Raw genomic sequence first — 14,036 nt, 5'->3', positions numbered from 1 at the left:
ATAGCATCAATCCCAATCATTCATCCGGCGAGCTCCCTTTTGTAGTTGCCATGAGCATCCAGTCGTAAGTGTTGACGGGAAGCGGCATGCCATATTCGTCGAGTTGCAGGAACATTAAATGCAAATGCGTCGGCGAGCGTTTTTGATAAGCATTATAACCCGAACGTCCCATTTCTGCAATTTTATCGCCTGCATTCACCCATTGTCCGGGTTGCACTTCAATGATGTTGTTGTGTGCATAATAAAAGACGCCGTCGAGGCACGGATCATAAATCCATATCCAGTTCCCGCCCCGATATTCACTGTCAAACTTCCAGCCAGTTTCCGTTGCCAGGACAATGCCGGATGTAAATGCAAGCACATCAACGGGTTTCCAGGTGCGATCGTCGAGATTATCCTGGTCTTTGTCTTTGATAAACAAATCATGCGCCGGATGGCTTCCTTTTACATTGTTATCAAAAAGGTCGAAACCATCAGCCCGATAACCCTTTCCGCGGCCGCCGACAGATTCTCGGGCGGTGTAGTTTTTGACAGGATAAACAAAATAAGCAGAATCAATGGCGTGACATGTATCTCTTTTGAATTCGGCTCTTAGCTGCTGCATAACAGCCCGAAAGGCTGCCCTTGCGGAGTCCGGCGAAATCACATCGTCCCGGATATCCATCTGGATCTGGTGGAATGCGGCACAGGATTCACTTAATTTTTCGGAAGGTTCGCTTTCATTTATCCAGCCGGAAATGCTGAGGATCAACACAATTCCGACCATTCTTTTTATTGTCATCAACAATGCTTTTACCATCAACCCTTTGTCTCTCACTTACAAGTTTTATTGAAGAACGTTATCTCAACTTTATGAACTTAAAATTCTACAAATGTATTTCTTAAACATTAAAAAGACGCGATCAAACGCTTTAAAACAGGAACACTAAATTTACTATACAATGCAAAACCGTCGTTTTGGGCGTAGTGGCTGGCAAATCAGCGAAATAGGTTACGGAATGTGGGGACTTGCGGGCTGGACCGGCTCTGACCGCAAGGAAACAGATGACTCGCTTAACCTTGCCGTTGAGTCTGGCGTCAATTTTTTTGACACTGCGTGGGGTTATGGAGAAGGGCTTAGTGAGCGCATTTTGGGCGACCTCATCCGCCGCTATCCGGACCGCAAATTATATGCAGCAACAAAAATTCCGCCAAAAAACCGTCAATGGCCTTCCAAACCAGGTTCATCTTTATCTGACGTTTTTCCTGCGGATTACATTGTCGAATACACAGAAAAAAGCCTTCAAAACCTCGGCACAGAACGTATTGACCTGCTTCAATTCCATGTTTGGGAAGATACGTGGGCAGAGGAAGACGAGTGGAAAGAAGCCATTCAAAAATTGACCCGGGAAGGAAAAGTGGAACGCTGGGGCATCAGCGTAAACCGCTGGGAACCAGGCAATGTGCTGCAAACGCTTGAAACGGGGCTTATTGACGCCGTGCAGGTGATTTATAACATTTTTGACCAGGCGCCGGAAGACAATCTATTTCCGCTTTGTAAAAAACTGGACATCGGCGTTATCGCGCGCGTGCCGTTTGATGAAGGCACATTAACCGGAACATTGACAAAGGAAACAACTTTCCCTGCCGACGACTGGCGCTCGACTTACTTCGTGCCTGAAAACCTGAATTCGAGTGTCGATCATGCCGAAGCTTTGAAGGCGGACATCCCGGAAGGAATGACAATGCCGGAGCTGGCTTTAAGGTTTATTTTGAATAATCCCGATGTGCATACGACCATTCCGGGCATGCGTAAATTGCCTCACGTGAGATCCAACGTTTCTGTTAGCGATGGCAAATTATTGGATGCGGCAGTTGCGGAAAAGCTGAAAACCCACCGCTGGGACCGCTCGCCTACGCAATGGTCTCAATAGGTTAAGTCACAATATTGATAGGAAAAAGAGCGCTTCCGCCATGGAAGCGCTCTTTTCATTTATATAAACCGCTATCCACTGAAAAACGACCGGGACCGGTCAAAAAGAGCGTTACATAGACGATCAGGAAAGACAATGCGTGTTCTTTCTTGTCAAACGGATCTTCCGCATGAACTACAAGTAACACAACTGCCATTGTGAAAATCAAGGGAACGAGCGCCGCCCGACTAAATAGCCCAAGAACAAGCAAAATGGAGCAGCCAAACTCAGCAAAAATCGTTAGGTAGAGCGACAGTTCTTCCCCTATTCCAATAGGATCTGCAAATGAATGATCTCCGCTCAGCAGTCTTGACAGTTTCGCGTACCCGTGCGTGATCATGAGCAGGGAAAATCCTACCCGCAAAATCAAAACACCCCAATCCCCAGAAGCGGGAAGCTTTATCGGTTTCAAAAATTTTTTCAGCATAGTTCAGTGGGTTTTTCTGGTTTAAACATCAAGAAATTACTTCCAGCGCTTGCAATCTAGCTAACTGAAATCAGTCCACATTAAGTTTCCAAAAATTTTAATGCGTCGAATCATAAGTTATTGTTTATGGAATAATATTTTTAGATTTACCTAAATTATTATTAAGGAAAAGTTAAAACAAAGATTAAGCTTATATGAAGACACTCATACTGATTCTTTTATGCACACTTTCAAGGTCCTTACTTGCACAGCACAGCTTGTCCGGAAATATCACTTTGGCGGATGGATCGGAACCGGGATTTGGCGCTTCGGTCTATATTAATGAGTTGAAAATTGGTGCGACGGCGGACTCATCAGGCAATTACCGCATTGTCGGCATTCCGAAAGGCAGTTACACGCTTCGGGTCAGCTTCATCTCCATGCCTTCCATTACGGAAAAGAATGTCAGGATCGAGCGAGATGTGATTCGTAATTTCGTCATGAAGCCGGGAGCCAATGCACTGGACGAAGTTGTGGTGACGGGGACCATGAAGGAAGTTTCGAAGTTGGACAGCCCCGTTCCGGTTGACATTATTACAGCAAAATTCATTTACAAAAACCCGGTTCCAAGCATTTTTGAAGGACTTAGTTATGTCAATGGCGTAAGGCCGCAGCTCAATTGCAATGTTTGCAGCACGGGCGACATTCACATTAACGGGTTGGAAGGGCCTTACACAATGGTGCTCATCGATGGCATGCCGATGGTGAGCGGGCTATCCACCGTTTATGGCTTATCGGGAATCCCGAACAGCTTGATTGAACGGGTTGAAATTGTAAAAGGGCCAGCATCAACACTTTATGGCTCTGAGGCTGTCGGCGGACTCATCAATATTATTACGAAAAATCCATCGAAAGCGCCCGTATTCTCCGCGGATGCATTCAGCACGTCTTGGCTGGATTATAATGTTGATTTAGGTTTCAAATTCAATGCTGGAGCGAAAGCCAGCTCGCTTTTGGGCGTCAGTTATTTCAATTATCAAAATCCAATTGACAACAATAAAGACGGTTTTACAGACCTGACTTTACAAAACCGCATTTCGATTTTTAACAAATGGTCTTTTAACCGGAAGGATAACCGGCTTGCGAGCATTGCTGCGCGCTATTATTATGAAGATCGCTGGGGCGGGCAGATGAATTGGAACAAAACCTATCGCGGCGGGACAGACGTTTACGGCGAAAGCATTTACACCAAACGCTTTGAAGTCCTGGGCACTTATCAGCTTCCGACGACCGAAAAAGTAACGCTGCAATATTCATTCAGCTCGCATAACCAGAATTCTACTTATGGCCACGTGCTTTTCAATGCGGATCAAAAAATAGCTTTTGCGCAATTGTTGTGGGACAAAGAAATTGGGAGCCATAACCTCCTTTTTGGAACTCCCCTGCGTTACACTTTCTATAATGACAACACAACCGCCACGCGCTTTGTGGACGGGAAAGACCATCCCGATAAGATATTTTTACCCGGGATTTTTGTGCAGGACGAAATTAAAGCAGGCGCGCATTCTGTGCTGCTAGGTGCGAGATACGACTATAACAGCCGCCACGGAAGCATTTTCACACCGCGACTGGCTTATAAGTACAAATTCAACCAGACCGACGTCGTTCGCCTGAACGTCGGACGCGGATTCAGGATTGTCAATTTATTTACCGAAGATCACGCTGCATTGACGGGCTCGCGGCAGGTGATTTTGAAGGAAGCGCTTAATCCCGAGCAAAGCTGGAATGTGAATGTAAATTTCGTGAAAAAGATCGTAACGGGAAGCTCGTTCATAGGATTTGACGCATCGGTTTTTTACACGCATTTCACCAACCGCATTCTGCCAGATTACGATACAAATCCGAATGAGATCATTTATGACAATCTGGATGGTTATGCGGTTTCAAAAGGTGTTAATCTGAATCTGGATTTTAATTTTCCTTTTCCGCTAAAAATCATCGCAGGCGGGACTTATATGGAAAATTTCCAGAAAGAGAATGGCGTTCGTTTTCGTCCGGTTTTGACTGAAAAATACACGGGAGTTTGGTCGGTCTCCTATGAGTTTCAACGGGCAGGTTTGTCGGTGGATTATACCGGAAACATTTACGGACCCATGCGCTTGCCGATCCTTAGCGAGGACGATCCGCGGGCACGCATTTCACCTGTGTGGTCGTTGCAAAACATTCAGATTACCAAGAAGTTTGACAATGGTCTGGAAATATACGGCGGCGTCAAAAACCTGTTAAATTTTACTCCGCCAGCCAATTCTATTGCCCGATCCAATGACCCTTTTGATAAAAATGTAAAATTTGATGAACATGGACAAGTGCTCGCAACGCCCGATAATCCCTATCGGTTGACATTCGATCCATCATACGTTTTTGCGCCTAATCAGGGCATCAGGGGCTTTCTCGGTCTGCGATATACGTTGCGCTAATTGTGAGCCGATAAGAAAACACAAAAGCCCGCACGCACGTTAACTATAATTATTCGAAGATGAAATACCTATATGATATTGATATTCATTGATTTGAAGATTTTTTGATTGTATATTTGTCTCATCAACTATTTAACACTACATAATCATGGCATTAACTAAGCAGTTTGTAAAAAGTAAATCAGTTTACAAAGTAACATTTACAGTTCCAGCAGAAGCAGCAGTTGAAGCAAAAAAAGTTGCGCTTGTTGGCGAGTTTAACGGATGGAATCCTGAGGAAGCAATTGCATTGAAAAAGCAGAAAGACGGCTCTTTCAAAACAAGTCTTGAACTTGCATCAGGTGAGTATCAATTCCGTTACATTTTGGATGACGCGAAATGGGAAAATGATTGGGAAGCAGACAAATATGTAGCTGCTGGCGTTGATGAGACAGTTGAAAATTCAGTTGTTGTATTGTAACTGATTATCAGCCATTAAGAGCAAAAACACCGGATCGTAATGAATACGATCCGGTGTTTTTTTGTTATATCAAAATCAAAAATAGGCTGCTTAAATTGCAAAGTTATCGCTTTCAACATAAGCCTTAATCAGCGCTTCTTCACCTTCCTTACCCGGTGAAAAATTACCGTGTTCCATGCCCATAATGAACGACTTGTTTTCCTTTTTGCTGCGGTCGTAAATGTATTTGAAAATGTTTTTGTAATTAATTTCACCTGTTGTTGGCTCCTTACGGCCCGGCTCATCTCCAATCTGGAAATAATCGATTTCACTCCAAGTGCGGTCAATGTTGTAAAGCAAACGTCCTTCGTTTTTCTGCATGTGGTAAATGTCGTATAGGATTTTACAAGACTTGCTATTGACACCGCGACAGATCTCGTAAGTCTGGTCGGATGTGCGCAGGAACAGGTTCGGCGAATCGCTCAGTGGCTCCAAAACCATCACCATCCCATGCGGTTCAAGAATTTCAGCTCCGCGGCGCAAAGCATCGATCACATTACCGGTTTGCACGCCGATCGGCAGATTTCTTTCAAAATCACCCGGCACAACGGTCATCCATTTCGCATTCACGCGCTTGGCAACTTCGACTGCTTTTTTACAGCCATTCAAGAAAATATCAATGTATTCCTGCTTGCCGGCTGCCAATGTGTTGGCTCCGTTTCCTCCTTTATCAACTACAAAAACGCCCATTTGCATGCCCAGGCGCGTCATTTCTTTGGCAATCGCCTCCTGCTGCTCCACCGGACGGCCCATCATCCCATTATCTTCAATGGCCATAAATCCCTGGTCAGCCATAAATTTTAGCTGATCAATGACGTCTTTTCCTGCACTGTTTTGGAACATGCCGAAGTGAGACGCGTATTTAAGCTTGAATTTATTCTTGGCCATTGGGGCAGTAGCGAAAGCTTCTCCTGCTACGAGCGCTGCACCAGCCAAACCAAGTGAAGATTTTACAAAATTTCTGCGGAGCATATTTTCTTTACGTTATGTTTTTAACAATGTAAAGATGCGCTGCCGGGAAATATACCGCAAATCAGGCCGGAAACTTACATTCCCTAGCTTCTTCTGCGTTTTCTTTTTCTATCTTTCTTGCTATCGGACTTGCTCGGCTCTGCAATTTGCTCTTCTTTCGGTTTAGGAAAATAAGGGGCAAGTTCTGCCTTAATCTCTTCACGGAAAGCATTTTTCACCCCTTCCAAAGTTGCCTCTTTAACTTCACCGGCAACGCGGTCCTCACGCAGCAATTTTACAACCGCTTCTTCCCCGGGCCAGCTCGCTCCCAGATATTTAGCCGCGTTTTTCCGAACAGATTCCGGCTCATTGGGATCCAATGCCGTATTTCTCAACAAATAAACCGACTCCGGACTGCCGACTGTCTGCAAAGAAGCCAGCAAAGCTGATTTTTTCGTTTCACTCAAACCCGCAAGTTTTTGTGTGACATACGAAATCCCCGCCTGTTCGAGCAGCAATGCGCCTGCGTCCCTTCCCACCACTTCTCCTGATTTGTCCAAAGCCATTTTGAAAAGCCTGTCCATTTCAGAATCCAGTTCGTAGCGGGTCATCAGGTCAATGTAATGTTCTGTTCCGTAGGTTTCGTCGAGGAGTTTGTTCAATGCGGTAAGTCCTTGTTGTGAGTTGGTTACGAAAGATTTGTCCAAATGCAATAATGCCAGCTTACTCACTTCAATGCGATCCGAAGAATTCACCGTCATCACATTCAGCAAGGCTTGCGATTTTTCATAACCTGCGTGGAAAAAATCAAATGCACGGAAATAACGTAATCGGCTTTTGAAACTAACACTTGTATCCGCAGCCGCTTGTGTCAGATAAGGAATCGCCTGGCGTGTTCTTGCCAGCCAAACAATGTCTTTCCCGGCGCTCGTGGCAACCGGATTGTCGCCTGCGCGAGCCAGCCACGCTGGAAATATCCGCTCCCATTGATCATAAGCGCCAATACTCAACGCTTCCACAGACCAGCGGTCATTTCCTTTATATTGCTTGGCCAGTTGCAGCCAAACGTCCAATGCTTCGTAAGTATGGTTATGGTTGATCGCCAATGCACATTCCCTGCGCACCTGCGGATCAGGGTCAGAAGTGAGCCTTTTAATGTATTCTGTCGGATCGCTGTTTCGCTGCCTAACGGCACGCAATGCTGTGATCCTCAGGTTCGGGTTCATTTCTCTGAATGCAATGTCAAGATTTCGGTAATTAAACCCTTCGATCCGGTTTAGCACCCACAATGCGCGCGCGCGTAACTTTGGACTTACACTAACCGATCGGAAAAGCTCTTCCAGGAAAGGCTCTGCGGTCCAGCCATGCTTTACGCAAGCATTCCAGGCCATGTAACGCGTTGATAAATTGGGGCTTTGCAATGCCTTAACAGCTTGCTCAGGAATGGTTAAGTCAAAAACAGGAATCTTGTAAAGCGTGCCGGTTGGCGCGATGCGAAATATTCTGCCCCGGCTTTTATCCTTCATTTTATGAGAGCCTACAATGGGATCATACCAATCCGAAACAATGAGCGAGCCGTCTGGCGCAACGCACACGTCCGTAGGACGAAACCATTTGTCACGCGTGCCTGTGACGATCGGCAAAATTCCTTTTGATTTATAACCTGCGCCCTCACTTTCGACTGGGAATCCGCTTACATTTTGTTGACCAGCATCGGCAAGTAAAACCTGATCCCAATATTGGCGGGGAAGCAAATCGCCTTCATATACTGTCATGCCCATCGGAAAACCCGAACCAGTTTCAATCAAATTCGGCACAACGCCCGGGTCATTCTGATGCCAATGTCTGCGCGGAATTTCATCTTCCAGATTGGTCCTATTGAGACGCCAGCTTGCACCGGTCATTTCATCAATGTATCCAAAATTTCCATTTTCCATCACATAAGAAACGCGGTCGCCACCATTGCCAGGCTCCTCCTGATCGGATTGCCACATGGTTCCGTAACTGTCGACAGCCACTTCAAAGCCATTCCGGAAATTTTCTGCTAATATTTCAACATGGGTAAAGTCCTGATCACATCTGAAAACCACTCCTTGCTTAAATTGTCTGAAATCGATCGGTCGCTCATATTTATCGAGCAACGGACGATCCTGACCGTCCACAAGCTGTCTTCCTGCATTTCCGAAGTTGAAATAGAATTTACCGTCTGGACCAAAAACAAATGCGTGGACGCCCGCATCGTTTTGTGCGCCGCCAATGTCTTTAAACAAAACCTCTTTTGTATCTGCTTTATCGTCGCCATTGGTGTCCGTAAAAAGCCAGACATATGGACTCTGCGAAACGACTGCCTTGTTACCCATCACCCAAATTCCCAGCGGCGCATTCAGTTCGGGACCTTGGTAAAAAACCTTGGTAACGTCCGATTTGCCATCGCCGTCTTTGTCCTCCATAATCACAATGCGATCACCCTGCCCAAGCTCCGACTTGCCATTAACGGCAGGACGATAATTATAGGCTTCGCAAGCCCAAACCCTGCCGCGGTGGTCTACATCAATGTTAATGGGGTTGATAACGTCGGGTTCGGACGAAAAAAGAGAAGCTTCCAACCCGTCGGCCACTTTGAGTCCGAGGACTGCATTTCGTGAAAATCTTTTTTCGGGTTCCGAGAGCGTAGCGTAAATGCTGTCCGTGTCAGTAACCACTAATGAATCAGAAAGTTGACAGAAACCGCAAAAGTTAAAGAAGAGCGTATTTACGGCAATTAGTAATGCAGACTTAGGGAAATTCGATTGTTTCAAAACAAACTTTGATGATGCAGGATACTCAAATAACGTATAAAAATACCTTATGTTTCCTGAAATAGGAAATCTAGTTGGGATAAATGAAGGATTTGTTGCCAACTAATTTTAACCCTCAGCTCGGATATTTGTCCGGGTTCAGGCGGTTATCAAAAATTGAAAGAAGATAAATGCTTTGAGGTTTGACTACAAAAAATATCGAGGTTTGCGGAGAAGCGACACACCTACGAATTTCGTTTTGCTTAATGATTATTGGGAATTGTTCGGGGTTATTCTTGACTCTGCTAATCTGATAGTCAATTTCAGAGAGAACCTTTAATGTAATGTTCTCGCCCCATTTGAAAAATAAATATTCAGTCAAGTTTTCATAGTCAAGCACTGCTCTTTCGGACCATTCCAGCTCTCTACTGATTTCCATACTTTAACCGAAGCTGCGCAATCTTATCGTCGATGCGTGTTTTGACATATTCACTCCTAAAAACACGACCTTCCTGCACATCTTTAAGACCGGCATTGATTCCTGCCAACTCATGTTCGCTTACGGTTATAGAATTAGCTTTATCATCCTCTAAAACAAAATTGAAGCCAAGTTCTGTTAAAACCCTTTTCAGCAGCGAAACATCATTCTCCTGTTCTATTTCTATTTTGAATGTTGTCATAGATCAAATTTAACAAAATTTCTTGATCCGTCGATGTGTCTTCCAATCCTCTTACTTCTTCTTCAACCCACTCAAATAATCAACCAAGCTAACCAGCTCTTCTGTGCTCATGGCGTCTTGGAGGCCGGCGGGCATCATGGAATCGTTGAGTTTTTTGATGGATTTTACTTGCGACATTTTGTATTCCTGGGTTGTGCCGCCTGGGAATTTGAGGATGAGGTCGGTTTCGGTTTTGCTGGCAACGATTCCTGTAACCGTGGAGCCGTCTTTCAATGTCACCTCAAAGCCTTCATAACCAAATCCAATTCCAGCACTTGGCTCGAAAATAGCAGAATATTGCGCTTCTTTCGGCAGTTTGCTTCCGATTTCGGAAAGTTTTGGTCCGAAATCCATGCCTTCGCCATTCACCTGATGGCATACTGAACAATATGAAGTAAAAACTTGCTTTCCTTTCGACAAATCGCCCTTCATGCCGATCAATTCCTTCACTTCCGGATGCTTTTTGGCTGCAACGGTCGTTCCATCCAGATATTTCGCGGCTTCAACTTTGACAGACTTGCGCCATGCGCCGCTCAAACCCTTCACAGCTTCGGCTTTCAAATCACCATCCAATTTGCCGTCTTTAAGCAATGCAAGCACCTGATCTTCACCATTCATTGTTCCGCCCAGAGACTTGGCAGCTATTTTCCGCAGGCCAGCCGAATACTTATCTTCCAATGTGACTGTCTTCAATATTTCAAGCGACTCTTTGCTTCCCACGCCTCGCAATGCAGCCACAATGGCTTCACTTTTTGCAGCATCACTTCCTTTAATAACCTCCCAGACGATCTTTCCACCGCCCTGTTTCATTAATTGCAATGCAGCAGCAGGTCCGTTTCTGGTGGCTGACTGTGATATTGCCATGTCCAATAATCTGCCATTCTCTGATTCCAACTCATATTTACTAACCAATTCAAGATAAGCAGGCGTGCCGAATGACGAATCAAGCAGCTTTTTGAGGCCTGACATGGCTTCTGCATTTTGTTTTACAAAAGCCGGATCCAAATGCCGCAATGCCAATTCATTAACCTGAGCCTGATTTGCAGCGGTTCCTTTCATGATTTGCAAAAGGGCAAGCGACTTTTCATTTGCTGCCGGATTGAAATCAAATGCCCGGAAATAACGCAATCTGCTTTTCAAATCTGCTTTGGAATCGCCCGCCAGTGAGGCCAGCAACGGAACCGATTCCTTGCCGCGTGAACGCCAAACAATGTCTTTTCCAGCTTGCGTTGCAGTTGCATTGGCTCCAACTTTCGATTGCCACGCCGTGAAAAATGAATCCCACTGATCATCGGCACCGATGCCGAGCGCTTCTAAATACCAACGGTCTTTGCCGTCATATTGCAATGCAAGCTCAGCCCATAATGCAGGCGCTTTGGGTGATTTGTTGTGGTGAAGGATCAGCGCACATTCCCGTCTTACTTGTGGTTCAGCATCTTTCACCAGCAAAGCAATGTAATCTGTAATCTCAACGCCAGGAACTTCACTTGCTGCCCGCAGACCCGCAATGCGCATGTCAGGATTGGCGTCTTTTATGGCCACATCAATTGCTTTTTTGCTTGAAGCTGGCCATTTGCTCAATAACCAAAGCGCCCGTGCGCGCATCCGATAGTTTGCTTTTTTGTCTGTATAAAGTTTTTCCAATGAAGGAATGGCCTTTTCGCCCATTTGATTCAAAGCATTCCAAGCCTGATAGCGAACAGAAAGATTCGGGCTTTGCAATGCTTCCACCGCGCCGCTCGCTGTTGTCAAATCTGTTTTCGGAACTTTGTAGGGCGTATTAGCCGGCGCAATGCGGTAAAGTCTGCCCCTATTTTGATCGCCTGCCTGGTGCCCGCCCACGCCTGGATCATACCAGTCGGAAACGATCAACGAGCCATCGGGAGCAACACAAACGTCGGAAGGACGGAACCATTGGTCTCTTTTTCCGTCAACCAGATTTACGATTCTAGCCTTATAGCCTGCACCTGATTTCTCCACGGGATACGAGCGAACCACATTATGGCCCGGTTCGCAATGGATCATTTGGTCCCAAAACTCTTTTGGCAAAAGCCTGCCTTCGTAAACGACCATGCCCGTAGGAGACCCGGAGCCGGTTTGCAGCAAGTTTGGCACAACGCCCGGATCATTCAAATGCCAGTGCCGATAAGGAATAGAATCTTCAATATTGGTGCGATTCGCGCGCCAGCCCGCGCCGGTAACCTCATCTGTGTAGCCATAATTGCCATATTGCATGACGTAATTGATCCGCACACTTTTATTTCCGTCGTCATCATTATCAGACTGCCACATGGTTCCGTAACTGTCCACAGCGACTTCGTAATTGTTCCTGAAATTATTTGCCAAAACTTCAATATTCTTGAAATCAGGATCGCAACGGAACACGATTCCCTGTTTTAATTTTTTGAAATCAATGGGCTGACCATCTTTTCCAATGACTGGATTTCCCTTTCCATCCAATAAATGTCCCCCTTCGTTTCCAAAGTTGAAATAGAGCTTTCCATCCGGTCCGAAAATGAATGCGTGCATCCCGTGGTCGTGCTGCTCACCGCCTACACCTTCGAAGATAACTTCCTTTTTATCAGCCTTTCCATCATTGTTTTCATCCGTAAAAAGCCACACATAAGGACTTTGCGAAACCACAACCCGATTGCCCATCACCCAGATTCCAAGCGGAGAATTAATCTCTTTTCCCTGATAGAAAACGGTCGTTTTATCCGATTTTCCGTCCCCATCCGTGTCTTCCATAATCAAAATGCGGTCGCCTTCATCTTTGGTCGGATTGCCATTGATCGCTGGCCTATAATTATAAGCTTCACAAACCCAAACCCTTCCTAAATGATCCACGTCAATGTTTGTAGGATTGGTTATGGTTGGTTCTGATGCGAAAAGAGTGGCTTCAACGCCATTGGTTACTGATAATCCCGCAACTGCATACTTTGGCGAACGTTTTTGCGCGTCTGTCAGGTCTTTGTATAAGCTGTCGAGCGTTGAACTTTGAAAAGTGCTCGGGTTAACATGCTGGTAAGCAGCAATCATTACGGTTGCCAGCAAACATCCCGCAGGAAACAGGATCAGCGATTTTTTTAAGTTCATGAGGTCTATAAATTACAGTCTGTAAGGCGAAAGGAGATTTGTGTAACTTTTAATTCAAAGATTACTAGTTTAGATATAATAAGAGCCAATCCACCTGTCATTTACTATTATGAGCAGGACTTTTTTTGCATTGCAGACGATCCGAGTATAAGCACTTTCCATTTGTAACACATGGTATATTGGCGCCGAGACCGTCTTATTGTTAAAAAATACAATAAATGAAAAAATTAACCGGTCTCCTGATTGCATTGGCTTTACATGCTATCCCTGAAAAATCCATGGCACAAAACGAAGTCATCAACTTGTGGCCCGAAGGCAAAGTCCCCAACTATAAAACGAATTCGGTTGAGGAAAAATCGGTTACGGACGACAGTAACATCTTGCGAATCAGCGGCGTGTCTGTTCCAACATTGACGGCTTTTATTGTTCCAAAAGAGAAAGCGACTGGTGCCGCAGTAATGATCTGTCCGGGTGGAGGCTATGGAATATTGGCTGCTTCTCACGAAGGAAGTGATTTTGCAAAATGGTTTAATGATCGCGGAATCTCCGCTTTTGTGCTGAAATACAGGTTACCAAGCGAAAAAACCATGACGCATCAGCATGAAGTGCCTTTAATGGACGCCATGCAAGCCATGAAACTGATCAGACAAAGCGCTGGCAAATGGAACATTGATGTCAATAAAATCGGCGTTATGGGTTTTTCGGCAGGCGGTCACCTTGCTGCAACTTTGTCAACGCATTTTAATATGGGCGAAAAAGCTTCGCCAGAAGCAAAACCAAATTTTTCGATCCTCATTTATCCTGTAATTTCCCTGACTCCTGCCCTGGCCCATGGCGGCTCGCGTGACAACTTACTTGGCTCTGAAAAATCAGACGAGCTCATTAAATATTACTCCAACGAACTGCAAGTAAGCCCCGAAACGCCTCCCGCATTCCTTGTTCACGCCATGGATGACGGTGCGGTTCCGCCCGAAAACAGCATTGAATATTGTCTGGCCCTGAAAAAACAAAAAATCTCCGCAGAACTCCATCTTTATCCAAAAGGCGGCCACGGTTACGGCATGCGAACCGACGGAAAAGGCTCATTAGCAGGCTGGCCCACAGCCATGGATGGCTGGTTGAAATCGTTTGGTTTTGTAAAGTGAAACGGATTAAGTTA

At 45.4% G+C, this 14,036-nt stretch carries 11 protein-coding genes; 4 read left to right on the top strand and 7 right to left on the bottom strand.

What is annotated here, in order from left to right:
• Nucleotides 1-16 precede the first annotated feature (16 nt).
• Nucleotides 17-781 carry a M23 family metallopeptidase gene (locus LZG73_RS13895; RefSeq protein WP_233850532.1) on the bottom strand — a complete coding sequence of 255 codons (765 nt, stop codon included), beginning with the start codon at nucleotides 779-781 and terminating at the stop codon, nucleotides 17-19.
• A 160-nt stretch (nucleotides 782-941) separates the two neighbouring features.
• Here LZG73_RS13895 and LZG73_RS13890 point away from each other — a divergent pair, with 160 nt between their 5' ends.
• Nucleotides 942-1,913, top strand: coding sequence for an aldo/keto reductase (locus tag LZG73_RS13890; RefSeq protein ID WP_233850530.1), 972 nt, complete (start codon nucleotides 942-944; stop codon nucleotides 1,911-1,913).
• A gap of 55 nt (nucleotides 1,914-1,968) precedes the next feature.
• Here the strand turns inward: LZG73_RS13890 and LZG73_RS13885 are convergent, their stop codons facing one another.
• A complete protein-coding gene (locus LZG73_RS13885; protein ID WP_233850528.1) occupies nucleotides 1,969-2,379 on the bottom strand; it encodes a DoxX family protein in 411 nt (136 codons plus the stop codon).
• A 194-nt stretch (nucleotides 2,380-2,573) separates the two neighbouring features.
• On the opposite strand from LZG73_RS13885, the gene LZG73_RS13880 reads away from it, so the two are divergent.
• Complete coding sequence (locus LZG73_RS13880) at nucleotides 2,574-4,835, top strand: TonB-dependent receptor (RefSeq protein WP_233850526.1); 2,262 nt, start codon at nucleotides 2,574-2,576, stop codon at nucleotides 4,833-4,835.
• Nucleotides 4,836-4,983: 148 nt separating this feature from the next.
• The gene (locus tag LZG73_RS13875) at nucleotides 4,984-5,295 is read left to right on the top strand and encodes an isoamylase early set domain-containing protein (RefSeq protein ID WP_233850524.1); all 312 of its coding nucleotides are present in this window, start codon (nucleotides 4,984-4,986) and stop codon (nucleotides 5,293-5,295) included.
• Between the two features lie 90 nt (nucleotides 5,296-5,385).
• Here the strand turns inward: LZG73_RS13875 and LZG73_RS13870 are convergent, their stop codons facing one another.
• The 5 genes from LZG73_RS13870 to LZG73_RS13850 form a co-directional block, all read right to left on the bottom strand.
• A complete protein-coding gene (locus tag LZG73_RS13870; RefSeq protein WP_233850522.1) occupies nucleotides 5,386-6,306 on the bottom strand; it encodes a hydroxypyruvate isomerase family protein in 921 nt (306 codons plus the stop codon).
• An 83-nt stretch (nucleotides 6,307-6,389) separates the two neighbouring features.
• A complete protein-coding gene (locus LZG73_RS13865) occupies nucleotides 6,390-9,083 on the bottom strand; it encodes a PVC-type heme-binding CxxCH protein (RefSeq protein ID WP_233850520.1) in 2,694 nt (897 codons plus the stop codon).
• Nucleotides 9,084-9,198: 115 nt separating this feature from the next.
• A complete protein-coding gene (locus LZG73_RS13860) occupies nucleotides 9,199-9,501 on the bottom strand; it encodes a type II toxin-antitoxin system RelE/ParE family toxin (protein WP_233850518.1) in 303 nt (100 codons plus the stop codon).
• Entirely contained in the window at nucleotides 9,488-9,742 is a 255-nt protein-coding gene (locus tag LZG73_RS13855; RefSeq protein WP_233850516.1) for a hypothetical protein, read from the bottom strand. The genes LZG73_RS13860 and LZG73_RS13855 overlap by 14 nt, the downstream gene beginning before the upstream one ends.
• A gap of 51 nt (nucleotides 9,743-9,793) precedes the next feature.
• The gene (locus tag LZG73_RS13850) at nucleotides 9,794-12,877 is read right to left on the bottom strand and encodes a PVC-type heme-binding CxxCH protein (RefSeq protein ID WP_233850514.1); all 3,084 of its coding nucleotides are present in this window, start codon (nucleotides 12,875-12,877) and stop codon (nucleotides 9,794-9,796) included.
• A gap of 218 nt (nucleotides 12,878-13,095) precedes the next feature.
• Here LZG73_RS13850 and LZG73_RS13845 point away from each other — a divergent pair, with 218 nt between their 5' ends.
• Nucleotides 13,096-14,022, top strand: coding sequence for an alpha/beta hydrolase (locus LZG73_RS13845; protein WP_233850505.1), 927 nt, complete (start codon nucleotides 13,096-13,098; stop codon nucleotides 14,020-14,022).
• Nucleotides 14,023-14,036 lie beyond the last annotated feature (14 nt).

The sequence above is a fragment of the Dyadobacter sp. CY326 genome, assembly GCF_021390515.1.
Classification (GTDB): domain Bacteria; phylum Bacteroidota; class Bacteroidia; order Cytophagales; family Spirosomataceae; genus Dyadobacter.
The sequence above is the reverse complement of the archived record's forward strand: the minus strand, read 5'-3'. Positions and strand labels throughout refer to the sequence as shown.